This is a genomic window from Arthrobacter sp. SRS-W-1-2016, assembly GCF_002009585.1.
Lineage (GTDB): Bacteria > Actinomycetota > Actinomycetes > Actinomycetales > Micrococcaceae > Arthrobacter > Arthrobacter bambusae_A.
This window is the reverse complement of record NZ_MTPV01000040.1, coordinates 41,249-65,140: the sequence shown is the minus strand read 5'-3', so window position 1 is coordinate 65,140 and position 23,892 is coordinate 41,249. Positions and strand designations below refer to the sequence as shown.

The 23,892-nt window shown below is 64.2% G+C and carries 24 protein-coding genes and 1 tRNA gene; 16 read left to right on the top strand and 9 right to left on the bottom strand.

Annotated elements, in window-relative coordinates; translation table 11 throughout:
* The first annotated feature begins 102 nt into the window (after positions 1-102).
* Positions 103-822, top strand: coding sequence for a hypothetical protein (locus BMF89_RS10095; RefSeq protein WP_078106958.1), 720 nt, complete (start codon positions 103-105; stop codon positions 820-822).
* On the opposite strand, the gene disA is transcribed toward BMF89_RS10095, so the two are convergent.
* Together disA and BMF89_RS10085 are read right to left on the bottom strand one after the other, a co-directional pair.
* Positions 819-1,895, bottom strand: a complete 1,077-nt coding sequence (gene disA, locus BMF89_RS10090) for a DNA integrity scanning diadenylate cyclase DisA (protein WP_078106957.1) — start codon at positions 1,893-1,895, stop codon at positions 819-821. The genes BMF89_RS10095 and disA overlap by 4 nt on opposite strands.
* Positions 1,896-2,130: 235 nt before the next feature.
* A complete protein-coding gene (locus BMF89_RS10085) occupies positions 2,131-2,391 on the bottom strand; it encodes a hypothetical protein (RefSeq protein ID WP_078106956.1) in 261 nt (86 codons plus the stop codon).
* A 335-nt stretch (positions 2,392-2,726) separates the two neighbouring features.
* On the opposite strand from BMF89_RS10085, the gene BMF89_RS10080 reads away from it, so the two are divergent.
* Positions 2,727-4,340, top strand: coding sequence for a peptide chain release factor 3 (locus BMF89_RS10080; RefSeq protein ID WP_078106955.1), 1,614 nt, complete (start codon positions 2,727-2,729; stop codon positions 4,338-4,340).
* Between the two features lie 115 nt (positions 4,341-4,455).
* Here BMF89_RS10080 and BMF89_RS10075 read toward each other — a convergent pair whose 3' ends face one another.
* The 3 genes from BMF89_RS10075 to BMF89_RS10065 all read right to left on the bottom strand — a co-directional run bounded on the left by BMF89_RS10075 (position 4,456) and on the right by BMF89_RS10065 (position 7,689).
* A complete protein-coding gene (locus tag BMF89_RS10075) occupies positions 4,456-5,079 on the bottom strand; it encodes a Pr6Pr family membrane protein (RefSeq protein WP_078106954.1) in 624 nt (207 codons plus the stop codon).
* Positions 5,080-5,143: 64 nt separating this feature from the next.
* Complete coding sequence (radA, locus tag BMF89_RS10070) at positions 5,144-6,517, bottom strand: DNA repair protein RadA (RefSeq protein ID WP_078106953.1); 1,374 nt, start codon at positions 6,515-6,517, stop codon at positions 5,144-5,146.
* A 41-nt stretch (positions 6,518-6,558) separates the two neighbouring features.
* Complete coding sequence (locus BMF89_RS10065; protein WP_078106952.1) at positions 6,559-7,689, bottom strand: FUSC family protein; 1,131 nt, start codon at positions 7,687-7,689, stop codon at positions 6,559-6,561.
* A gap of 282 nt (positions 7,690-7,971) precedes the next feature.
* On the opposite strand from BMF89_RS10065, the gene pstS reads away from it, so the two are divergent.
* The 4 genes from pstS to pstB all read left to right on the top strand — a co-directional run bounded on the left by pstS (position 7,972) and on the right by pstB (position 12,099).
* Positions 7,972-9,090: a phosphate ABC transporter substrate-binding protein PstS gene (gene pstS, locus BMF89_RS10060; RefSeq protein ID WP_078106951.1), complete on the top strand. Its 1,119-nt coding sequence runs from the start codon at positions 7,972-7,974 to the stop codon at positions 9,088-9,090.
* A gap of 139 nt (positions 9,091-9,229) precedes the next feature.
* On the top strand, positions 9,230-10,162 hold the full coding sequence (gene pstC / locus BMF89_RS10055) for a phosphate ABC transporter permease subunit PstC (RefSeq protein ID WP_078106950.1): 933 nt from the start codon (positions 9,230-9,232) through the stop codon (positions 10,160-10,162).
* Positions 10,162-11,271, top strand: coding sequence for a phosphate ABC transporter permease PstA (gene pstA, locus BMF89_RS10050; RefSeq protein ID WP_078106949.1), 1,110 nt, complete (start codon positions 10,162-10,164; stop codon positions 11,269-11,271). Before pstC ends, pstA begins: the two co-directional genes overlap by 1 nt.
* Positions 11,272-11,319: 48 nt before the next feature.
* Positions 11,320-12,099, top strand: a complete 780-nt coding sequence (gene pstB, locus BMF89_RS10045; protein WP_078106948.1) for a phosphate ABC transporter ATP-binding protein PstB — start codon at positions 11,320-11,322, stop codon at positions 12,097-12,099.
* 142 nt (positions 12,100-12,241) lie between these two features.
* Here the strand turns inward: pstB and BMF89_RS10040 are convergent, their stop codons facing one another.
* From BMF89_RS10040 to BMF89_RS10030, 3 genes are all read right to left on the bottom strand, one after another.
* A complete protein-coding gene (locus BMF89_RS10040; RefSeq protein ID WP_078106947.1) occupies positions 12,242-13,255 on the bottom strand; it encodes an inorganic phosphate transporter in 1,014 nt (337 codons plus the stop codon).
* Position 13,256: 1 nt separating this feature from the next.
* Positions 13,257-13,874 (bottom strand): nuclease PIN, encoded by a 618-nt coding sequence (locus tag BMF89_RS10035; protein WP_078106946.1) that lies wholly within the window; start codon positions 13,872-13,874, stop codon positions 13,257-13,259.
* Positions 13,875-14,112: 238 nt separating this feature from the next.
* Positions 14,113-14,772: a hypothetical protein gene (locus BMF89_RS10030; protein ID WP_078106945.1), complete on the bottom strand. Its 660-nt coding sequence runs from the start codon at positions 14,770-14,772 to the stop codon at positions 14,113-14,115.
* Positions 14,773-14,988: 216 nt separating this feature from the next.
* On the opposite strand from BMF89_RS10030, the gene BMF89_RS10025 reads away from it, so the two are divergent.
* Positions 14,989-15,061: transfer RNA gene (locus BMF89_RS10025), tRNA-Lys, on the top strand.
* Between the two features lie 54 nt (positions 15,062-15,115).
* Here the strand turns inward: BMF89_RS10025 and BMF89_RS10020 are convergent.
* Complete coding sequence (locus BMF89_RS10020; protein ID WP_216353809.1) at positions 15,116-16,507, bottom strand: CoA transferase; 1,392 nt, start codon at positions 16,505-16,507, stop codon at positions 15,116-15,118.
* A gap of 96 nt (positions 16,508-16,603) precedes the next feature.
* Here BMF89_RS10020 and BMF89_RS10015 point away from each other — a divergent pair, with 96 nt between their 5' ends.
* The 9 genes from BMF89_RS10015 (at position 16,604) to BMF89_RS09975 (ending at position 23,701) form a co-directional block, all read left to right on the top strand.
* Positions 16,604-17,212 carry a DedA family protein gene (locus BMF89_RS10015; RefSeq protein WP_078106943.1) on the top strand — a complete coding sequence of 203 codons (609 nt, stop codon included), beginning with the start codon at positions 16,604-16,606 and terminating at the stop codon, positions 17,210-17,212.
* A 205-nt stretch (positions 17,213-17,417) separates the two neighbouring features.
* Positions 17,418-17,720: an urease subunit gamma gene (locus BMF89_RS10010; protein WP_078106942.1), complete on the top strand. Its 303-nt coding sequence runs from the start codon at positions 17,418-17,420 to the stop codon at positions 17,718-17,720.
* A gap of 9 nt (positions 17,721-17,729) precedes the next feature.
* Entirely contained in the window at positions 17,730-18,134 is a 405-nt protein-coding gene (locus BMF89_RS10005) for an urease subunit beta (RefSeq protein ID WP_078106941.1), read from the top strand.
* Positions 18,131-19,876 (top strand): urease subunit alpha, encoded by a 1,746-nt coding sequence (gene ureC / locus BMF89_RS10000; RefSeq protein WP_078106940.1) that lies wholly within the window; start codon positions 18,131-18,133, stop codon positions 19,874-19,876. Before BMF89_RS10005 ends, ureC begins: the two co-directional genes overlap by 4 nt.
* A gap of 19 nt (positions 19,877-19,895) precedes the next feature.
* Positions 19,896-20,375 carry an urease accessory protein UreE gene (gene ureE, locus BMF89_RS09995; protein ID WP_078106939.1) on the top strand — a complete coding sequence of 160 codons (480 nt, stop codon included), beginning with the start codon at positions 19,896-19,898 and terminating at the stop codon, positions 20,373-20,375.
* Positions 20,376-20,432: 57 nt separating this feature from the next.
* Positions 20,433-21,101 (top strand): urease accessory protein UreF, encoded by a 669-nt coding sequence (locus BMF89_RS09990; RefSeq protein ID WP_078106938.1) that lies wholly within the window; start codon positions 20,433-20,435, stop codon positions 21,099-21,101.
* A 16-nt stretch (positions 21,102-21,117) separates the two neighbouring features.
* Positions 21,118-21,735: an urease accessory protein UreG gene (gene ureG, locus BMF89_RS09985; RefSeq protein ID WP_078106937.1), complete on the top strand. Its 618-nt coding sequence runs from the start codon at positions 21,118-21,120 to the stop codon at positions 21,733-21,735.
* Between the two features lie 80 nt (positions 21,736-21,815).
* A complete protein-coding gene (locus BMF89_RS09980) occupies positions 21,816-22,646 on the top strand; it encodes an urease accessory protein UreD (protein ID WP_253190781.1) in 831 nt (276 codons plus the stop codon).
* Positions 22,646-23,701, top strand: a complete 1,056-nt coding sequence (locus BMF89_RS09975) for a nickel transporter (RefSeq protein WP_078106935.1) — start codon at positions 22,646-22,648, stop codon at positions 23,699-23,701. Before BMF89_RS09980 ends, BMF89_RS09975 begins: the two co-directional genes overlap by 1 nt.
* Positions 23,702-23,892: the final 191 nt, after the last annotated feature.

Below are 23,892 nucleotides of genomic sequence, written 5' to 3'. Positions count from 1 at the left end.
TGTAGTGGAGTCGCGGGGATGATGTAGGTCACACTGGCTCCGATCGGGCCCCGGCGGCGTGGTGCGGCGCCATCCGGGCAGTGCGTTGCCTAGCCTAGAAGCATGGTCAACAAGGGCAAGCAACCGCCGAGGGCGCGTACGTCGCCTCCGGCGAAAAACGCTGCCCGGACCGCAGGCGCCAGCGGTTCTGCAAATCGGGCCCGGCCCCAAAGGCGACGGACGAGCCCTGCCGTTTACCGGCGTCGGAGGCTGGTTGTTTTCGGTGCCCTCCTGACGGTCCTGGCGATGCTCGTGGCGGGGGTCGCGGCCATGAGCTCAACCCTTGCAAGCAAGGCCGATTCCGGCGCATCCAACCCCCAGGCGGTCGGAGCCACCCCTGCGAGCCAGACGCCCTCGGCGGATCCGATTGCGGCCACCACAACGCCAACGCCCACCCCGGTGTGCGATCTCAACCTTGTGACGGTGACGGCGTCCACGGACCAGCCTGCCTATGCGGCCGGGCAGAACCCCGTACTGAGCATGAAGATCACCAACAGCGGAGCAGCACCGTGCCAGGTCAACGTCGGCACCTCCCAGATGGAGTTCCTTGTGATGAGCGGCGAGGACCGGATCTTCTCCTCGAAGGACTGCCAGGCGAAGGGCGATGACCTCGTGAAACAGATCGATCCGGGCAAGAGCGAGACCGCCAACTTCCCGTGGCAACGCAACCGGACGACCGAGGGCTGCGGCGTCATCTCGGCCAAACCGGCCACCGGAACCTACACGTTCAAGGCCATTCTGGGAAACAAGGCGAGCACGAAAACCGTCTTCCAGCTCGGCTAGAGGAACCTGTCCAGCAGGCTGGCTTCGGCCATGCGGCTGAGCCCTTCGCGGACTGTCCGGGCGCGCTGGTCGCCGATGCCGTCCACCGTCATGAGGTCGTCGATAGTGGCGGCCATGAGGTACTGGAGTCCGCCGAAATGCTCCACCAAGCGGTCGGCCACGGCTTTCGGAACCGACTTCAACCCGGACAAGAGGCGGTAGCCGCGCGGCTGCACACCGGCGTCGAGCACATCCATGCCCCCGGCGAAACCGATGATCCCGGCAATCTTGCTGAGGTCAATCAGCTCCGTGGGGCCAAGATCCAAGAGAGCCTGCACGGCGCCGTCGATGTCTTCCGGCGAGGCATTGGTGCCGGCGTAATCGCGGATGATCACGTCGCTGCCCGGGCCGCGGCCGGTGGTGAGCTCTTCCAACTGCAATGAGAGCAACCTGCCGTCCTCACCGAGCTCCAGGACATACTGTGCGATTTCCTCGGCGATGCGCCGGACCATTTCCTGGCGCTGGAGGGTTACAGCAACGTCCCGGACGGTGACCATGGCCTCGATTTCGAGGGCCGACAGGGCACTGGTGACCTGGTCCAAGCGGGCGCTGTAACGTTCAAGGGTCGCGAGAGCCTGGTTGGCGCGGGCCAGCACCTTCTCGGAACCCTCGAGGACGTGCCGGAGGCCGTTGACGTAGAGGGCGATAATCTGCATGGACTGGCTGACCGAAATCACCGGCACTCCGGTCTGGATGGCCACACGCTCGGCGGTCCGGTGACGGGTTCCGGATTCCTGCGTCTCGATGCTGGAGTCCGGCACAAGCTGGACTGCGGCACGAAGGATGTTTCCGGCGTCCTTGTCGCAGATGATGGCACCGTCCATCTTCGCGAGCTCACGCAGCCGCGTCGGGGAGAAGTCGATGCCGATTTCGAAACCGCCGGAGCAGATGGACTCGATGGTCCGGTCCGTTCCCAGCACAATCAATGCGCCGGTGCGCCCACGGAGGATGCGTTCCAGGCCGTCGCGCAACGGTGTTCCGGGGGCCACCCTGCCCAGAGTCGCCTTGAGCGAATCTTCGGGGCTCCGAGCCATAGGTGTTCCCTTCAAAGGTGCACGCAGGCGCGTCCGCAAGTGTGCCGGTTTTCAGCAATCAGTCGACGGGATCAAAATGCCAGGTTTCCCGCAAGCTCAATGATAGAGGTATAGACCGGCAACAACCGCACGGGCAAGCCTTAAAGTGCCCCAAAGAGGGTTATGTGGCGAGTGCTGCGAAACGCGTTCGACGGTGGACGGCGCACGGCCACTTTGGGCTCGCTTCCCGGAGCCCTTACGGAGCCGTCCGGAGGCGTGCGAGCCGCTCAAGGTCGCGTCGTACGCTTTGCAGCGCGGCTTCCCGGGCTGCAGCCCTTCCCGCGTCCGGATGCGACTGCCTCGCGGGAGCGTGGGTTCCGCCTGTGCCGGCGTCCGGGTGGTGTGCCTGCCGGGGCCGTCTCCTGGCGGCCGTGGAGTTCGCTTCGGCGAACCCGGTGGAGTCCGCCGCGGGGGAGGGTCCGAGGGGATCGTAGAACAAGTCATTCCCTGGTTTCATTGATGCCCTGTTCCTTTCATGCCAAGCCGGCAGCTCGGGTGTTTTCCTGGCGATCGGCTCCAACGCGGGCCCGACATGTCCACCATTGACTCAAACTATCGGCGGGTCGTTTCGGCGGTTTGTGCACCTCGTTTCGATCCTGTTAAGCGCCGGCCTTGGACCCTGCCGCCGGCGTGGGCTCGGCCTGCGATAAACTTGGTATCTTGGCTGCGCACAAATCGTGCCGCTTCCTGAGCTGGCTCCCGGCCGGCACGGGGCCCGTATCCAGCCTCCAATCCACGTTCGGCCCGTGATTCCAGTGCGGGCTACGCCCCGATCGCAGCGAAAGTAGCACCGTGTCCCAAGAAGTCCTGAGCCCCGCCCGAGTCCAGGAAATTCACCATGAGGCCTCCCGGCGTCGGACTTTCGCGGTCATTTCGCACCCTGACGCCGGCAAGTCCACGCTCACGGAAGCCCTCGCGCTGCACGCCAAAGTCATCGGCACCGCGGGTGCGTCGAGCGGCAAGGCTAACCGCAAGGAAACCGTTTCCGACTGGATGCAGATGGAAAAGGACCGCGGTATTTCCATCAGCTCCGCGGCATTGCAGTTCTCCTACCGGGACACTGTCATCAACCTGCTGGACACCCCGGGCCACGCCGACTTCTCAGAGGACACCTACCGCGTCCTGGCGGCCGTCGACTGCGCAGTGATGCTGGTGGACGCCGCCAAGGGCCTGGAAACACAGACCATGAAGCTGTTCGAGGTCTGCAAGCAGCGGAACCTGCCGATCATTACGGTGATCAACAAATGGGACCGTCCGGGCCTGGATGCCCTCGCCCTGATGGACGAAATCACCGAGCGCACCGGCCTCCAGCCCATGCCCTTGACGTGGGCCGTGGGCATTTCGGGCGACTTCCGCGGAGTCTGGGACCTGCGGAACGACCGCTTCGCGCGGTTCGCACGCAACAACGCCGGTGCCAACATCGCCATCACCGAGTACTTCACCCCGGAAGAAGCGGCCGAAACCCAGGGCAACAACTGGAGCGACGCCGTCGACGAAGCCGGATTGGTGATCGAATCCAACCTCGAATTCAACGTGGAGAGCTTCCACGCCGGGACGGCAACCCCCATCCTCTTTAGCTCGGCGGCCCTGAACTTCGGGGTCAAGGAGATCTTGGATGCCTTGGTGGATTTCGCGCCTCCGGCAGCACCCCGTCCGGATGTCGACGGCGAACCCCGTTCCGTTGATGCTCCTTTCGCCGGGTTCGTCTTCAAGGTCCAGGCCGGCATGAACAAGGCCCACCGCGACCACGTCGCATTCATCCGTGTGTGCTCCGGCGTTTTCGAGCGCGGCATGGTGGTCACGCAGACACGCACCGGCAAGTCGTTTGCCACCAAGTACGCCCAGCAGGTTTTCGGGCGTGAACGGGAAGTCATCGACGAGGCCTACCCCGGGGACGTCGTGGGTTTGGTGAACGCGTCCTCGCTCCGTGTGGGAGACAGCCTGTTCCTGGACGAACCCGTGGAATTCCCCGCTATTCCGCTCTTTGCGCCCGAGCATTTCCAGGTGGCCAGGTCCAAGGACCCCAGCCGTTTCAAGCAGTTCCGCCGCGGCATCGAACAGCTTGAGCACGAAGGCGTCATCCAGGTGCTCCGTTCCGACGTCCGGGGCGATCAGGCACCCGTGCTCGCCGCCGTCGGTCCCATGCAGTTCGAAGTGGTGGAAGACCGCATGGCACACGACTTCAACGCCCCTATGCGCTTGGAGCGGCTCCCGTACTCGATGGCGAGGATCTCGACGGCGGACGCCATGCCGACGCTCGCCAACGTCCCGGGCGCTGAGGTGCTGTTGAGGTCCGACGGCGAATACCTCGCGTTGTTCAACGATGTCTGGGCTCTCCGCCGCATCGAGAAGAACCACCCGAAGCTCACGCTGGTCCCGATCGGCACGCACAACCCCGCGAAATAGTAATCCACCGGACATGCCCGTCGAATCGGCCGAGGACTGGACATAATGCTGTTATGTCCAGTGCTTGGTTCGAGCAGGGGGCATGTCCCGTGGGACTTGGGTTTGGTGAGGGTGTTCAGTAGCTCACTTGGCGTTCGAGCTTGTTTCCCAGCCTCAGCATGGCCAGGCTAACCACGAGGAATCCCGCGGCGATCGCTATGGCGAAAACGGCCACTCCACCCCAACCGCCTGCGCGCAGGGGGTCGATGAACCAGTAGGCGTACCAGTTCACGAAAGAGCCGCGGATCAGGCTATAGACGAGGTAGGCAACCGGGTAGAGCAGCCAGTACCAGAGGTGCTTGGCGGTCAGTCTGGAGCGCGGAGGCTGGAAGAGCCAATCGGCCACCATGACAACCGGCATGAGGTAGTGGACGACGACGTTGACCCAGGGGAGCAAGGAGCCGAGGTCCTGTCCTGCGAGGAGCGCGCCGAAGACCAGCCCCACGACGGCCATGGCGATCGTCGCAGTGCCCCGGGTGGCGTCGTCGAGCTCGCTGGGACGCTTGCCAACCATCACGCGGTAGCCGCTGATCAAGAGCACCACCGACGCGAAAATGTTGGACAGGTTGGTGAAGTAGCTGAAGAAGTTCCACGGATCGAAGCCCAGTCCGATGTGGACCGTGAGCTGCGTCCCGACCGCTACAAGGGTCAGGAGGGCAAAGAAGAGGCGTCCCCCAATGAGCACATTTCTTTTGGTCATGGGGACAGTCTTCCGGTGAACGCGGCCAACCCGTGCGCCCGACACTCCGAAGCCAAGCCACCCGCTAGGTGATGAGGAGCTCCAGGGCCTCCGCCAGGTGTGCCACTTCCCGGACCGAGAAACCCTCGGGGACGGGCCCCGGTCCGTTGGGGCTGGCGGGCACCACCGCGTGGGTGAAACCAAGCCGCTGCGCCTCGTGGATGCGCTGGTTGATCCCCGGAACCGGCCGGACCTCGCCGGCCAGGCCAACCTCGCCGAAGGCAATCAGCCGCTGCGGCAGTGCTTTGCGCGCCTTTGCCGAGGCCACGGCAAGCGCCACCGCCAGGTCGGTTGCCGGCTCGCTCAGTTTCACCCCTCCGACAGTGGCCACGTAGGAGTCGTCCTTGTGCAGGATGCAGCCACCCCGCTGTTGGAGCACTGCCAGGAGCATGGCGACACGCGAGCTGTCCAAGCCGCTCGTCGCCCTGCGCGGCTGCGAGCTGGCACTTTCGGCCAAGAGCGACTGCACCTCGGCCAGCAGCGGGCGCCGCCCTTCCATAGTCACGGTGATGCAGGTGCCGGACACCGGCTCGCGCGTCCGCGACACAAAAAGGCCGCTCGGATCGGCGAGGCCTTCAATGCCGGTTTCGTTCAGGTCAAAACACCCGACGTCGTCCGTGGCGCCGTAGCGGTTCTTGACCGCGCGCAACAAACGCAAGCGGGAATGGCGCTCGCCTTCGAACTGGCACACGACGTCCACCAAGTGCTCCAGGAGGCGAGGACCGGCAATGGAGCCGTCCTTGGTCACGTGGCCAACCAGCAGGGTAGTCATGTTGCGTCGCTTTGCGGCTGCGATGATGGACGCCGCGACCTCCCGGACCTGTGAAACGCCGCCAGCGCTGCCTTCAACGTCGGCGCTGCTGAGTGTCTGCACCGAGTCCACGATCAGCAGCTTCGGCTCGAGCTTCTCCACTTGCCCCAGCGCCTGTCCGAGGTCCGTTTCCGCGGAGAGATAGAGGGTATGCGCCACCGCGTCGATCCGTTCCGCACGGAGCTTGACCTGGGCCGCCGATTCCTCGCCCGTGACGTACAGGACGTCCTGGCCCGTGCGGGCGAACTTCGCCGCGACGTCCAGCAGGAGGGTGGATTTCCCGACGCCGGGTTCCCCCGCAAGCAGGATCACCGCGCCCGGAACCAGCCCTCCACCCAGGACGCGGTCCAGTTCGTCGACGCCGGTGGGCAGGAACGCGGCCGTGGTCCCGTCTACCTCGGCAATCCGGCGGGCCGGCTCCAAAACTGTTGTTGCCGCCGTCGTACGCGCAACTGTGGCGCCGGATTCTTCCACGGTGCCCCACGCCTGGCATTCACCGCAGCGGCCCACCCACTTGACCGTGGTCCACCCGCATTCGGCACATTTGTACGCGGGGGTCTTGGAGGTGCGTGAGGTCTTGGAAGCCATGCGTACAAGGCTAGTGGAGGGGTAGGACAGTCAGGCGCGCCTCACTGCAAGGGAGGAAGCACGTCCCTTGCTTCCCGGGGATCCATGCCCGCGGCTTCGAGCAGGTCCACCATCAGCGGACGGAAGAGCATCACCACTGTTTCGCCCTCGAGCTTCTGCACATGCAGGATCTTGGGGTGCAGCCGGGTGGCAATGTCGGCCAAGTCCTGCCGCGCGCCGCGTAGGTGGGCGCGGCGGGCGCCGTCGTGCACTTCCGCGAGGCCGAGCGACAATTCCTCGACGGCGGCAGAAGTGTCCTGCAGGACCTCGGAAATGCTGTCCGTCGCCTCGTCCGTCAATGCTGCATGGTTGATGGCGCTCGTGAGCCTCCGTGCGAACACCCGGCCGTTGCGGAGGGCGAGGTCGATGGAATCCAGCGATTCCTCCAGCATGGTCAATTCGTCGCGGTGCCGCCGGTACGCCGGGGCGAGCGTCGCCACCTCACCCGAGGCTTTGAGGGATTGGCGCATCCGGTCCACGAGGGGCTGGCAATTCCGGCCACGGATGAGCGCATGCCAGGCCTGGGTCGAGTCGCTGTTGATCAATGCGTCGGCACACTCACGGAGGACCTCCGAGAGTTCGTGGAGGAGTTTGCGGACGTCCTGGCGCGGCTCCCGTCGCGGGTCCTTCGGTACCAGCATGGTGACGAGCAGCGCGAAAACCCCGCCCACCACGGCGTCGATGCTGCGGGTGAAAGGCCCCCCGGCCGGCGCGGGCAGCAAGACCACGAGGAGCGATTGCAGGCCAAGTTGGGTGGTGAAGATGGTGCCGCTGTCCAGGAACCGGGCCAGCAGGATGGAGAAGAGGAGCACGACGGCGGCTTGCCAGATTCCCGAACCCAGCCAGTGGAGCAGCAGATCGCCGATGACGATCCCGAGGGTGCAGCCAAGCCCGACCTCCACGACCCGGCGAAGCCGCGGATCCCGCGAGAAGCCGAGCGCGATCAGCGACGAAGTTGCGGCGAAAAGGGGTCCTGTATGCCCCAGGATGTATTCGGCGAACGCGTAGGCGCCCACCGCGCAGACGGTCATCTGGACGGCCGGAACCAAGGAGTTCCTGCTGCGGACGAAGCCGGTGCGCAGCCGCGCCCGCAGGAATTTCTTGCTTGTTGAAAGTCCTTGTGGGGCGGTCATGGCTCAAGTCTATTCAGGAGCGGCGTGCGGGGTGCGGCACGTCGACGGAGCCGGAAAGTGAGGGGCGTCACTTAATCCCTCACGGCGTGCCAAGCGCAAGGGCGACGCTGCATTTGTAAGCCAATGGTCCACAGCCGTTCATCTTCCGTTCACTTTGGACCGCCGATCCCGTTACCTGCGGCTCATACCGTCAATAAAGGTACAAACTCGTACGCAAATCTTTCGTATGCCGACTTTCTCCCTCGGTACGCATCAGAGAATCCCTGGAAGGGGTACATCCCAGTGAAGGCAACTCGCTTCGGCCGCAACGCGGCAATCGCGGTCCTCGCAGTCGGCGCCCTTGCGCTGACCGCTTGCGGTTCAGACAACGCAACCGGCGCCCCGGCAGCTACCCAGAGCGCCGCAGGCGTCAAGGTCACCGGCACCCTGACCGGCATCGGCTCCTCGGCGCAGGGCGCCGCAATGGACGCCTGGAAGACCAACTTCGCTTCCGCGAACCCGGGTGCCACGGTCCAGTACTCCCCGGACGGCTCGGGCGCAGGCCGCAAGGCCATCCTCGACGGCTCCGCACAGTTCGCAGGCTCTGACGCCTACATGACCGACGCTGAGCTGGCCAGCTCCAAGACCAAGTGCGGCACCGACGGCGCCATCAACATCCCGGTCTACATCTCGCCGATCGCCGTAGCCTTCAACATCCCGAACGTCAAGGACTTGAAGCTCGACGCCACCACGGTTGCCAAGATCTTCCGCGGCCAGATCACCAACTGGAACGACCCGGCAATCGCCGCCCTGAACGCCGGCGTCACGCTTCCGGACCTCAAGGTCACCCCGGTCAACCGCTCTGACGACTCCGGAACCACCCAGAACTTCACGGACTACCTGGCATCCGCCGCTCCCTCCGTCTGGACCGACAAGGCTGCTGGCCTGTGGCCTGCATCCTTGAAGGGCGAGAACGCCAAGGGCACCTCCGGCGTCGTCAAGACCGTCACCGACACCCCTGGTGCCGTGACCTACGCTGACGATTCCGCAGTTTCCGGCAAGCTCGGCACCGCGCAGATCAAGGTTGGCTCGGACTTCGTCAAGATCTCCGCCGACGCTGCCGCCAAGGCCGTTGAACTGGGCAAGCCCGTTGCAGGCCGCCCGGCCGGCGACCTTTCCATCAAGCTCGACCGCACCACCACGGATTCCTCGGCCTACCCGGTCGTCCTGGTTTCCTACCACGTCGTCTGCACCACCTACGACAAGCAGGCAACCGCTGACCTGGTCAAGGCGTTCGAGAGCTACGTAGTCTCCGACGCCGGCCAGCAGGCCGCTGCCGGCTCCGCCAAGTCCGCTCCGCTCTCCAAGGCGCTGCAGGACAAGGCAAAGGCTGCTGTTGACTCCATCAAGGCCAAGGCCTAAGGACCACAATGGAGTAGTGGTGCTGCGGACCGCGGCACCACTACCCTGAATATCGAGGTTCCCTGTCCCGCGCTGGTGAAACATCACCGGGCGGGGCGGGGAACTTGGCCATTTTTGAGTGAATCTGAAGGATCGTGAAGTGACCACCAACTCCTTGACCACTTCCCAAGGTGCCGGACGCGCCGGGGACAAGGTCTTCTCCGGAGCCACCCTGGCCGCGGGATGCCTGATCCTCGTGGTTCTCTTCGGCGTCGCACTTTTCCTTGTCATCCAGGCCATTCCGGCGCTCGTGGCTCCGCCCTCAGACATCCAGGGCGGCCAGGGCTTCTTCGCCTACATCGGGCCGATCGTGGTTGGCACCCTGATTGCCGCCGTCATCGCGCTTGTGATTGCAACCCCCGTCGCCATCGGCGTTGCCCTGTTCATCTCGCACTACGCGCCCCGCAGGCTTGCTTCGAGTCTTGGCTACGTGGTGGACCTTCTCGCGGCCATTCCTTCCGTGGTCTACGGCGCCTGGGGTGCGGCATTCCTTGCCCCCCAAATTTCGCCGGCTTACGGCTGGCTGGCCACCTACATGGGCTGGCTGCCGATTTTCCAAGGCCCCGCCTCGGCTACCGGCAAGACCATCCTGACCGCGAGCATCGTCCTCTCCGTCATGGTCCTGCCGATCATCACTTCCCTGTCGCGTGAGATCTTCCTGCAGACCCCGAAGCTCCACGAGGAAGCCGCACTGGCCCTCGGCGCGACCCGCTGGGAAATGATCAAGATGGCCGTTTTGCCGTTCGGCCGCCCGGGTATCGTAAGCGCCATCATGCTGGGCCTCGGCCGTGCACTTGGCGAGACCATGGCCGTCGCGCTGGTCCTGTCCTCCGGAGCCCTGACCGCAAGCCTGATCCAGACCGGCAACCAGACCATTGCCGCGGAAATCGCCTTGAACTTCCCTGAAGCCAGCGGACTCAAGGTCAGCACGTTGATCGCAGCCGGTTTGGTATTGTTCGTCATCACCCTCGGTGTCAACATGATTGCACGCTGGATCATCTCCAGGCACAAAGAATTTTCGGGAGCCAACTAATGACTGTCACAGCCCCCGTAGCGCGCAAACGCTCCGCACTTACCAAGGGCCAGTTGCCCGCCTTCGCACCGTACGTCGTCCTGGCCGTCGCCCTGGTTCTCGGCGCAGCGATCCTTGCATTGATCGGCTTCAACGCCTTCGGCTGGGGCCTCGTGTCCGCCATCTTCTTCGCGATCGGCCTGGTCGGCTGGAGCGCAGTGGTCGAAGGCGGCCGCAAGGCGCGGGACAAGCTCGCCACGTGCCTGATCGTCGGTTCGTTCCTGGTGGCCCTGCTGCCCCTGATTTCGGTGATCTGGACCGTCCTTGTGAACGGCATCCCGGGCATCATCACCCCCGGCTTCCTGACCACATCCATGAACGGCGTCACAGGTTCCCTCGACAACAAGAGCGTGGACGCCGGCACGAAGGTCCTCGGTGGCATCTACCACGCGGTCCTGGGCACCGTGCAGATCACGCTGCTCGCCACGGTCATCTCGGTTCCGGTGGGCTTGCTGACCGCGATCTACTTGGTGGAATACGGCAATGACCGGGCCCTCGCCCGCGCCATCACGTTCTTCGTCGACGTCATGACTGGAATCCCCTCCATCGTGGCAGGCCTCTTTTCAGCAGCATTCTTCTTCGCCGTGGTCGGCCCCGGCACCAAGACCGGTGCGGTCGCCGCCGTCGCGCTTTCAGTACTGATGATCCCGGTGGTGGTCCGCTCCAGCGAGGAAATGCTGAAGATCGTCCCGAACGAGCTCCGCGAGGCGGCCTACGCGCTGGGCGTCCGCAAGTGGCGCACCATCCTCAAAGTGGTCATCCCGACGGCGATCTCCGGCATTGCGTCGGGCGTCACCCTGGCGATCGCCCGCGTGATTGGCGAAACGGCCCCGATCCTCGTCACCGCCGGTTTCGCCACCACCATCAACAACAACGTGTTCGGCGGCTGGATGGCCTCGCTGCCTACGTTCATCTACACGCAGATCCTGAACCCGACGTCGCCGTCCAACCCGGACCCGTCGAGCCAGCGCGCATGGGGTGCCGCGCTGGTCCTGATCATCCTGGTGATGCTCCTGAACCTCGGCGCCAGGCTGATCGCCCGGATCTTCGCTCCCAAGGCCGGCCGTTGACCCGCCAGGCCACCCGCACACTTCCAACCACAGCACCGAAGGAACACCATGTCTAAGCGGATCGACGTCAAGGATCTGAACGTCTACTACGGCAGCTTCCTGGCTGTTGAAGGCGTCAACATCAACATTGAAGCCAAATCGGTGACGGCGTTCATCGGCCCGTCCGGCTGTGGAAAGTCCACCTTCCTGCGCACCCTCAACCGCATGCACGAAGTACTGCCCGGGGCGCGCGTCGAAGGTGAAGTCCTGCTCGACGGCGACAACCTCTACGGCCCCGGCGTGGACCCCGTGACGGTCCGCACCCAGGTTGGCATGGTCTTCCAGCGGCCCAACCCGTTCCCCACCATGTCCATCCGCGACAACGTGCTGGCCGGCGTGAAGCTGAACAACAGGAAGATCAGCAAGGGCGCGGCCGACGCGCTCGTGGAGAAGTCCCTGCGCGGCGCCAACCTGTGGAACGAGGTCAAGGACCGCCTCGAGAAGCCGGGCTCCGGCCTCTCAGGCGGCCAGCAGCAGCGGCTCTGCATCGCCCGTGCGATCGCAGTGGAACCGCAGGTCATCCTCATGGACGAGCCCTGCTCCGCACTGGACCCCATCTCCACTTTGGCCGTCGAAGACCTCATCAACGAGCTCAAGGACGAATACACCGTGGTGATCGTGACGCACAACATGCAGCAGGCCGCACGTGTTTCCGACAAGACGGCGTTCTTCAACATCGCCGGCACCGGCAAGCCGGGCAAGCTCATCGAGTTCGCTGACACCACCACGATCTTCAACAACCCGTCCCAGAAGGCCACCGAGGACTACGTCTCCGGGCGGTTCGGATAGGTCCCCACCGGCTCCCAGCCTTCGCAAGCTCAGGCCGGGGCCCTCGCCGGCGTGGGCCCACTGCGAAAAGCCCGACGGCGACCGTCACCTTCCGGGGTGACTGGCGGCGTCGGGCTTTTGCGTGCCTGGACGACTCCTCAAGTCAGTGCGACAGCGGCGAGAGCGCCAGCCCGACGACGAACGCCACCGCGGCGGTGACGATCGGCGTCGCGACCCAGAACCCCAGTATGCGCAGCACCATCCGGCGGTTGGTGACCGAAAAGTTCTGGTTGGTTCCTGCGCCAAGCACTGCCGACGTGACCGTGTGCGTGGTGGAAAGCGGCAAGTGGAATCCGATGGCGCCGACGAACAGCATCAGCGAGGTCAGGCTCTGGGCGATGAATCCCCGCATTGGGTCTACCCTCGTGAGCTTGTAGCCGAGGGTGTAAGAGATGCGCCAGCCGCCGCAAAGCGTTCCCGCCGTGAGCATGACAGCCGTCAGCAGGATGACCCAGACTGGGAGGTCGTTGGGGCCGGACACCCCGGCCGCAACGGCGCCCAACAGGATCACCGCCACGGATCGCTGCCCGTCCTGCAGCCCGTGGCCGAACGCGACGGCAGCGGCCGAGACGGACTGTGCATGACGGAAGCGGCTATGCACAACGTCGGGCTGGGTGTAGCGCGCGGCCCACGTGACAGGCCACACGAGCAGGTAGGCGCCGAGGAAGGCAATCACGGGGGACAGCAGCAGCGGCAGGACCACTTGTGCCAGCAGGATATTGTCTACCCCGTTGACGGAGCTGCCACCCATCACAGCGCTTGCGGCTCCGGCGCCCACCAGGCCTCCCACTAAAGCGTGGGTTGACGAGAGCGGCACACCGCGCCACCAAGCGTAGATTCCCCAAAGGATGGCGCTGCACAGCCCTGCGGTGAGCACAGTCAGGCCGGTCATTCCCGAGGGGAGGACCACCCACGACTGGCTGAAAATCAGTGCGAATCCGCCGCTGAGCAGTACACCGGCAAAGTTGAAGACAGCCGCCAACACGACGGCTACAGACGGAGTGAGGGCACGCGTCCGCACGGAGAGTGCGACGGCGGTGGAGACGTCGCGGAAGCCGTTCAGGAATGCGAAGCCAGCCGCCAGCACCACCACAAGGGCGAAGAACGCGACCGCCACCTCATGCTTCCTTGACGATGATGCTGCCTACCTGGGTAGCGACCCGGCGCATGTCCTTGGTGACGTCGACCAGTTGGTTGGCTACGTCGCGATTCCTGGAAAACTGGGTGGACTTCATGTCACGGAGCATCTCCGCCACCCACGTCCGGTGGCTGCGCTCAGCACGCTTCGCCAACCGCAGGACCTCGATCCAGTAGTCCTCGAGTTCGTCAAGATCGTCCAGCTGGCGCATGGCATCGACCGTGAGTTCCGCCTGGCGGCTGATGATCTCCAACTGGTCCGCCGCACGCTTGGGCACCCGGTCCAGTTTGTAGAGGGCCACGAGCTCACCCGCGGCATCCAGCTTTTCCATGGCCTCGTTGAGGAAACGGGAAAGGGCATACATGTCTTCGCGGGGGAGCGGGTTCACGAAACTCGTGCGCATATGGGTCAGGAGGGCGAAATGCAGATCCGTGGATTTCGCCTCGTGCTCGTGCATCTCCTCCACAAGCCGTTCGTGCTCCGCGACAGGAGCTCCGAAGATCTCAGAAAGCGTCCCTGTTGCCTCAAGAATCTGGCGGGCCATTTGCGACAACAATTGCAACCCGGCGGGTTCTTGAGGGAAGAGACGCAGCTTCATTTGGCTTCCGGTAGGCGGGAGGGATCGGGATGGGGCGGCGTCTTCGCCGAAGGGCATAAAAATGGTGCCGAACCGGATACGCCTCTCGGCGGTAGGCCGCTCGAAGCGGCTATAAGTTGAAGCCCGGGGGTTTCGCGGTTCGACACCAGTTTCAGTTTTCTACGTCGTCCGAGCTAAGTCAACATTGACAGCTGACGGTCGGGGTGGTTGTGACGGCCCGTCGCCCCTATATTTCACGTCAGTCCAGCTCTCCGAGGCGCCATGCATTGGCCGCGTGCTCCAGATCTTCGGCGGTCTTCACAAGCTGGTGGGAGTTCCGGGTCAGCTTGCTTGCGTGGCCTTCGTTGGAATGCTCGGCGCTGTCCGCCAAGGTGGCTTGGCCGAGCGCGACGACGCGGCAAAACGCGGCTGAGCGTTCCAGCGCGACGTCGAAATCGCCGTCGAACGCTCCCGAAAGGATGGCATCCGCCATCTGCTTCATCTCGTCGGCTCCCGGCGGCTCGGCAGCCCCCGCCACAACGTGCGACACCTGGGCGGTGTCCCGGCCTGCTTTGAAGTACACGGAAATGCGCTCGGAGTTCTGCATGGTGGCCGCGCGCAACGCATAGAGCCGCCACAAGGCGCCTGGCAAGGACCGGGCGGGACTTTCGGCCCACATTTCGGCGATGGCTTCAAGGCCTTGCTCATCGGCGAGCTTCACGAGGCGCCTGGTGATCTTTGGATCGTCACTGTCCCTGCCTCGGCGCACAAGGGCCTGGGCGGCAAGGTGCGCGGCTTCGGACACACGCGCGGGGTCCGCTCCACCGGCAAAAGGCTCGAAGTCAACCGGCGCGAAGGGTTTCGGCTTGTGGTGCCTATTTGCTCCGCCGTACACAGGAGGTCCCGATTGTTCGCTCATGCCCCAACGCTACTCCTGTGTTTTCGCTCGTGCACTCTTGACTGGGGCGTTCCTTCCTGACCTTCTTTGAATCCGTGGGCACCGCGACACGCCGTTGTGGGCTGTGTCGTCGTCGGGGTTTGGGTCAAAAGACGTCAGGACGGCGCAGGTGCTGCCCGTGTCAAAACGGCCTTGAGCTTGAGGTACAGTATTTATGGCTGTTTCTACAGTCGGCAGGGGCCTTTAGCTCAGTTGGTAGAGCATCGGACTTTTAATCCGTGGGTCGTGGGTTCGATCCCCACAGGGCCCACCCAAAAACCCCCGGAACCGCTCGGTTCCGGGGGTTTGCTTGTGCCAGGCGAAACTACGGCGTGGCCCACACCGCAGGGTGGCGGCCGAGCGGTCCGGCTTGCTGCGACCACCGCGCGGGGATGCCGTCGATGCGACCGGGGAGAGGTACGCGTTGCGCCGGCCCCCAGTGAGTGGTGGTTTCGGCCAGGGTGAAGTCTGTCGGCGTAGCTACGGCCAGGTGGTCGTCCGGCGGGGTCAGCGAGTACAGCAGGTTTGCCGTGCCTATGAGTGAGCCCCGGATGCGGGCGGTCATCGAGTGGGTGAGCCGCCGGGTCAGGGCATGGGCAACGGCCGCACCCAATAGCCAGCCGGTCGCGTGGTCGAGCGCTTGAACGGGAAGGGGGTTCGGCTCCGCTTCGCCCGTGGCCGTCGCTCCGTCGTTAGCGATCCCGCAGCTCATCTGGACCAAGCTGTCGAAGCCGCGGCGGTTGCGCCAAGGGCCATCCCAGCCGTACGCGTCCAGGCTGGCGATGATCAGGCCGGGGTTCACGGCGGCCAGCGCCTTGTCGTCGTAACCCAGGCGTTTCAGGGCGTCGGCCCGCAGTCCCGACACGAGCACATCGGCACCCGCGAGCAGTTCCTCAAACGTCGAGCGGTCACTTGGGGCAGTGAGATCCAAAGCGGCGGTACGTTTGCCGAGCGTCGTCTCAGGCAGCAACGAGGGCACCTCGTCAAAGCCTGGCGGGTCGATCCGCAGCACGTCGGCACCGTAACCAGCGAGGAACTTGGTGCATACCGGTCCAGCGATCACCCGCGTCAGATCCAGCACGCGCACCCCGTCGAAGGGCAGATGCCCGACGGCGTTCGGCATCCCGGTGCCCGGCGAGGGGCGCTCGACGACGGTCATCGGCGGCGCGTCCGCCGTCGCCATCCCTGGAGCCGAAGCGAGCCATTGCCCGCGGTTGTGCATGACGGCGGCACATCCGCCCGCGTCGACGATCGCCGTCTCCAACTCTTCGGCGCGCAACCCTGCCACCGCGGCCTGAACCGTTTCGCGGTCATGGGCGCCCAGAACGCGCTCGACGGCGGCGCGGTGGCTCGCGTAGTTGGTGTGCAGCCGGATCCAGGCGTCGGCCGCGCGATAGTTGCCGGCGATGGGGTCCCACAACGGTGGGCGGGTCCAGCCGATCGGGGCGAACAGCCTCTCGGAGGCGAACGCCGCGCACGACTCCCGACTGTCTATCGTCACCGCTCGCGGGCCTGACTGGCGGCGGGCTGCGAGGAACTGATCAGCGGCCACTGTTGCGACGGCGACCGCTCCCGTCGCGAGTCCTGTCACGTCGAACGCCGCCGGGAGAACCGACCTCGGTCCGGTAGTCGTTAGCCGAGCGGCTGGCCAATCAGCATCATCGGCACCGATTGCGTGCCACATCCGGGAGGCCACATCAGCGAAACTGTCGTTCACACTCACCATTCTTGACGGGCCAACACGAAACGAGCAATGGCAGCCGGATCCAACGCTTCCTGCCCAAGTGGGCCTTCAACTGCCAGACTGTTCTTCATGCAAGCGCTTTTGGACGGACTCCTGAATACCAGCCCGCTCGTGATCGCCTGCATCGTTTTTGCCCTCGTGTTCGCTGAGGATGCAATCTTTGTGGGCTTTGTGATCCCCGGTGAAACGGCAGCGGTGGTCGGCGGCGTGATTGCAAGCCGGGGGCTCTTCGAATTGTGGGCCATGATCCTCATTGTGGTGACTGCCGCGATCACGGGAGACACCGTGGGCTACGAGATTGGCAAGCACCTCGGCCCGCGCGTGATGGCGCTGAAAATTCTCGACAAGAGGCGCGCCCAATTGCAGAGGGCCGAAGACTTCCTCAAAGACAAAGGCGGCCTGGCGGTGCTCCTGGGCAGGTTTACCGCCTTCTTTCGTGCCGTCATGCCCGCGCTCGCAGGACTCAGCCGCATGCCCTACCGGCGCTTCGCGTTCTGGAACTTCAGCGGCGGCATTATCTGGGGGTCCTTGTTCGTGACGCTCGGCTATGTGGCCGGAAATTCGTACGAAGAAGTGGCGCGCGTGGTGGGCCGGGGCGCCGCGGCTGTGGTGGCAGTAATCGTAGTGGCGATCCTGCTTGTGTGGCAGCTCAGGAAGCACCGCGCCAAGAAGGCCTGATGCCGCAGGAGCGTGGAAATCCCGCCGAAACCTCAGGGCTTTAGGCTGGTCACAATTCGTTCGGGAGGGATGGTGAAAGGTCGAACTGGATATGTCTGACGTTTGGCGTTATAACCGTAGTAGCTGCCCCGACGTCCTCGGCTTTATCTGAGCCTCGAGTGATCTGATGTCCGCTTCTGCAGCACAGAACTTTTAAGGAGAACCGATGCATCTTTTGCCCCGTGAGCAGGAAAAGCTCATGATCGTGGTCGCGGCCGACCTCGCCCGCCGTCGGCAATCCCGCGGCCTGAAGCTCAACTTCCCCGAAGCCGTGGCGATCATCAGCTACGAACTGATCGAGGGCGCCCGGGACGGCAAGACCGTTGCCGAACTGATGAGTTACGGGACCACCCTGCTTCGCCGTGAGGATGTCATGGAGGGAGTGCCCGAGATGATCCATGATGTCCAGATCGAGGCGACCTTCCCTGACGGCACCAAGCTCGTCACCGTCCACGATCCGATCCGCTAGGAGGACAACATGATTCCCGGTGAATACCGTCTCCAATCGGAGCCCATCGCTTGCAACAGCGGACGCGAGGCAATCGCCGTCGAAGTAGTCAACCGTGGCGACCGCCCCGTCCAGGTGGGTTCGCATTACCACTTTGCCGAGTCGAACCCCGCGCTCGATTTCGACCGCGAAGCCGCCTATGGCCGCCGCCTGGACATCCCCGCGGGAACGGCCGCGCGCTTCGAACCAGGCGATACCAAGACCGTCAGACTCGTGGCCCTTGCGGGCAGCCGCGAAGTCTACGGACTGCGGAACGCCGTCAATGGTCCCCTTGATGCGGACGCCGGAAAGAACGACGGCGGCGCTGCCGCTTCCACCGGGGGGTCTGCCGCCACCGAAGGGCCCGGGGCCAGCAACGAAGGGACAGCCCAATGAGCTTCGAAATTTCGCGCAAGCAGTACGCAGACCTCTACGGCCCGACGACGGGCGATTCCATCCGCTTGGCGGACACCGAGCTTTTCCTTGAGATCGAGAAGGACTACACGGTCTACGGCGAAGAGGTCATGTTCGGCGGAGGCAAGGTGGTCCGCGACGGCATGGGGCAGAACGGCCAAGCGACCCGGGATGAGGACGTCCCGGACACCGTCATTTCGAACGTCGTGGTCCTCGACTACACGGGAATCTACAAGGCCGACGTGGCGCTCAAAGACGGCCACATCTTCAAGATCGGCAAGGCCGGCAACCCCCAGATCGCCGACGGTGTGGACATCGTGATCGGGGCCAGCACCGAGATGATCGCCGGAGAGGGCAAGATCCTCACCGCAGGCGGCGTCGACACCCACATCCACTACATTTCCCCGGACCAGGTCCCCACGGCCCTGTGCAGCGGCATCACCACCATGGTGGGCGGCGGCACGGGGCCCGCAGAAGGCACCAAGGCGACCACCATCACGCCTGGCAAATGGCACATTTCACGGATGCTGCAAGCCGCGGAAGGGCTGCCGATCAATATCGGCCTCTTCGGCAAGGGCCACGCGTCCGCCATCGAGCCGCTCGCCGAACAGATCCGCGCAGGAGCAGTGGGCCTCAAAGTCCATGAGGACTGGGGCGCCACGACGTCGTCGATCGACATGTCCCTGCGCGTAGCCGACGAATACGACGTCCAGGTAGCCATCCACACGGACACCCTTAACGAGTGCGGATTCGTGGAGGACACCATCAAGGCCATCGACGGCCGCGTGATCCACACTTTCCACACGGAAGGCGCGGGCGGTGGGCACGCCCCGGACATCATCAAGATCGCCGGATTGCCCAACGTGCTCCCGGCGTCCACCAACCCCACGCTCCCGTACACGCGCAACACCATCGAAGAGCACTTGGACATGCTCATGGTGTGCCACCACCTCAACCCGGACATCCCGGAAGACGTGGCGTTCGCCGATTCCCGCATCCGGGCCGAAACCATCGCCGCCGAAGACGTGCTCCAGGACTTGGGCATCTTCGCCATGACGTCCTCGGATTCCCAGGCTATGGGCCGCGTGGGCGAAGTCGTCATCCGCACGTGGCAAGTGGCCGACGCCATGAAGCGGCAGCGGGGTGTGCTCAAGGATCCGTCAGGTGCAAACCACGGCGCTGCAAACGGCCTTGGCGGGGAAAGCGACAACTTCAGGATCAAGCGCTACATCTCCAAATACACCATCAACCCCGCCATCGCGCAGGGCATGGCGGACTCCATCGGCTCCGTGGAAGTGGGCAAGTTCGCCGACCTCGTCCTCTGGAATCCCGCGTTCTTCGGAGTGAAGCCGGAACTGGTCCTCAAAGGCGGCCAGATTGCCTACGCCCTCATGGGCGATTCCAACGGCTCCATCCCCACCCCGCAGCCACGCACCATGCGCCCGATGTTCGCCACCCACGGCAAGGCGTTGCAGCAGTCCTCCATCACCTTCCTGTCGAAGGCCGCCATCGATGCCGGTGTACCGGAAGAGCTTGGCCTTGAACGCGTCATCCGCCCGGTGTCCGGCATCCGGAACTTGCGCAAAGCGGACCTGAAGTTCAACGGCGAGACGCCCGATATCGCCGTCGACCCCGAAACCTACAAAGTGACGGTCGACGGCGAAGACGTCACCTGTGAGCCTTCCGACGTGCTGCCCATGGCCCAGCGCTACTTCCTTTTCTAGATCGCCCGAGGAGAAACACATGATCATCGAAAAGATCCTCGGCAACCTGCACGAACTGCCCGACCCCGAACAGTACGCCGGCCACCACAAGGAGAAGGTCGTCCTACCCAGCGCCCAACTGGTCAAACGCATCCAGCGCGTCACCACGGACCACGGGAAAGAGCTCGGCATCCGCCTCCCGGCCGGATCCGGCGACCTGCGCGACGGCGACATCCTCGTTGTCGAGGACGCGAACCTGATCGTGGTGTCCGTGCTGCCGAGCGACGTCCTGGTCATCGCCGCCCGCAGCATCCACGAAATGGGCGTAGTGGCGCACTCCCTCGGCAACCGGCACCTCCAGGCCCAGTTCTTCGACGGGTCTTCCGAGTACGGGGCCGAAGTCATGGTGTGCCAGTACGACCACACGGTCGAGGACTACCTCAAGCACGTCGGTGTGCCTTACGACCGCCAGGAACGCGTCATGCCGGTGCCTTTCCGCCATGCTGAACACACGCACTGAGTCCGTTCGCCGACGCGTTCGGTCGGCTGCTTTGTCGTCTCGCCTTGAGGGGGTGGCATGACTTCTTATCAGCTTGCGTTGCAGCAGCTCACTGACTCCGCGTTGCCTACTGGGGCGTTTGCGCATTCTCTTGGATTCGAGACGTATATTGACCGCGGGTTGGTTCACGACGAAGCCTCGTTCGGCACCTGGCTGGCTGCGTTTGTGGGGCAGCAGTTGACTTATTCCGATGGTTTGGGCTTTCGGTTCCTTTATGAAGGGGTGAGTGTGGGGGAGTTGGATGCTCATTTGAGCGCCCAGCTCTTGCCTCGGCAGTTGCGGGAGGCCAGTACCAAAATGGGCGGGCGGCTGATCGAGATCGGGACCGAAGTCTTTCCGTCGGCCGAGCTGGAGGCGTACCGGACTCTGGTGACCACGGGCCGGGCCGCCGGCCATCAGCCGCTGGCGTTCGCCGTCGTCGCGCGCTCGCTGGGCGTGCCGTTCGAAGAAGCGCTGGCCGGGTACCTTTTCGCGGCGGTCACCTCCATGACCCAGAACGCCGTGCGCGCCATCCCGCTCGGCCAGAACTCCGGGCAGCGGCTGCTGCGCGAAGCGCACGACGTCGTCGCTGCCGCCGTCGAACATGTCCGGCAGCTCGGCTGGGACGACTTCGGAGCCGTCAGCCCCGGCCTGGAAATTTCGCAGATGCGGCACGAATGGCAACGTGCACGCATGTTCATGAGCTAGAACCAAAGGAGGACACATGTCTGAACCCATCAAGATCGGCATCGGCGGCCCGGTAGGTGCCGGCAAAACGCAGCTCGTGGAGCGCCTGACCCGCCACATGAGCCGGGAAATCTCCATGGCCGCCATCACCAACGACATCTACACGATCGAAGACGCCAAAATCCTCGCGGCCAACGGCATCCTGCCCGAGGACCGCATCATTGGCGTCGAAACCGGCGGCTGCCCGCACACCGCCATCCGCGAAGACACCTCCATGAACACGGCCGCCATCGAGGAACTCAAGAAACGCCACCCGGACCTGCAGGTCATCTTCGTCGAATCCGGCGGCGACAACCTTTCCGCAACGTTCAGCCCCGAACTCGTGGACTTCTCGATCTACATCATCGACGTCGCACAGGGCGAAAAAATCCCCCGCAAAGCCGGCCAAGGCATGATCAAGTCGGACCTCTTCATCATCAACAAGACCGACCTCGCCCCGTTCGTGGGCGCAGACCTGTCAGTGATGGAGCGGGACTCCAAGGAATTCCGCGGCGACAAGCCGTTCTGCTTCACCAACCTGAAGACCGACGAAGGGCTCGACAAGGTCATCGCATGGATGCGGCACGATGTCCTGATGCTCGACCTGGCCCAATGAGCACACTCGCGAACGCTCTCATCTCCCCTGGGCCTGCGCCCGGGCCTGCGCCTGCGGCCGCGTCCGCTGATCGGCCCGAGATGGGTCGCCTTGCGCTCGTCATAGGGAAACGTGCTGGTCGTTCCGTGGCCGTGCAGCAGTTTCATCGGGGTGCCTTGCGGGTGTTGAGGCCGCATTACTTGGATGGGTCGGGACAGGTTTGTTATGTCATGGTCAATCCGGGCGGGGCGTATTTGGGGGCGGATCTCTATGTTGTGGATGTCGAGGTCGAGGATGGGGCTTCTCTGCTCTTGACGACGCAGTCGGCCACGAAGATCTATCGGACGCCGGAATCGTTTGCCGAGCAGCGGATGACAATCCGGCTGGGGGAGGGGGCGGAGCTGGAGTTGGCTCCGGACCAGCTCATCGCCTACCGGGAGGCCAGTTATCGGCAGAATACGCGCATCACTGTGCATCCGACGTCGAGCCTGATCATGGCGGAAGTCATCACTCCGGGCTGGTCGCCGGACGGTGCTTCTTTCAAGTACCGGGAACTGCGCCTCCGGAACGAGATCCAGGTGGAGGGCGACGACGGCGCGGAGCTGCTCGCGCTCGACAACCTCCTGATCCGGCCGCCCCTGGGCGATGTGACCGGGTTGGGCTTCATGGAGGGGTACAGCCACCTGGGTTCGCTCGTTGTGGTGGATCCGCGGGTTGATCAGGCGCTCGCCGATGAACTGCACCGGCTGACGGCAGGGTACGACGCGTACTCCGGCTTGTCCCTGAGTCGAAGCCTCGCGGGCACAACGGGCCTGGTCCTGCGGTCCCTCTCGAACAGCACCGAGGAACTGAATCGATTGCTGGGCGCCTGTACCGGCCTCTTGCGCGAACGCTGGTACGGCAGGGCCCCGCTGAACCTCAGGAAGTACTGATGACGTCACTCGCGGAACTTGCCTCGATGTACCGCCGGCGTGAGCATCTCCCGATGAAATCGCGCCTCGCGTTCATGTTCGGCTCCGTCGTCCTCCTGCACCTTGCCGCCGTCGTGCTCCTGTTGGTGGGTGGCGCCGGTGGCGGGCAGCCGCTGGCGCTGGGCCTCGTGCTGACGGCCTATGTGGCCGGCATCAAGCACAGCTACGACTGGGACCACATCGCCGCGATCGACAATTCCACGCGAAAATTCGTGGCGCAACGCAAGGACCCAGTAAGCGTCGGCTTTGCCTTCAGCCTGGGCCACAGCTCCGTGGTGATCCTGGCCGGTGTAATGGTGGTCGGCGGCGCCAGCCTCGTGGGCCAGCTCATGGAGGACGGCACCACCGGACACCTCGTGCTGGGGCTGATCGGCAGCGGCGTCTCTGGCATCTTCCTGCTGGCCATGGGTATCTTCAACGGGTCTGCGTTCCTTCGTACGATGCAGTTGTACCGCGCCGCCCAGGCCGGTGGCGCGATCGCCGTCGACGACCTCGAAACCAAAGGGTTCATCGCGCGCCTCCTGGCCAAGCCGCTGTCCAAGGTCCAGCGTCCGCGGAACATCTACGTGATCGGGTTCTTGTTCGGCCTCGGATTCGACACCGCCACCACCATCGGGCTGCTGGTGCTTACGACTGCGGCCTCGCTTGCGGGAGTGTCCGTGCTCGCCCTCCTGGCACTACCGCTGGCTTTCACCGCTGCAATGACCCTCTGCGATTCCGTCAACGGAGTGGCCATGATGCGTATGTACAAGTCGGCTATCAACGATCCCCGGCGCAAGCTTGGATTCAACGCGATCATCACTGGCATCTCGGCCTTCTCGGCGCTCTTCATCTCGGCCATCACGCTGGGTGGTTTCCTCAACGCGGCCTTCGGGCTGCGCGATCCGGTCACCACGTGGTTGGGCGAAATAGACCTGGGGGACGCCGGGCTGATGCTGATTGGGCTGTTCGTCGTCGTATGGGCGGTCGCAGCCGTGCGGTTCCGGGTCCGCGCGGCGCTCCGTGGGAAGTCCTGACGACGCCCGCTCACTTGTAACCCGAATTCTGATGACGCTCGCTCACTTATGGCGGGAAAATCGACGACGCTCGCTCTCTTGTGGGGCTATTTTTTCAACCCTCCTGCAGTTGTATCGCCGGAGGTCGACGGCGGGGGTCGGCACTGGGTGCGGAAGTCGCCGTCGGGCATTAAATAGTTGGCGGCGACGGC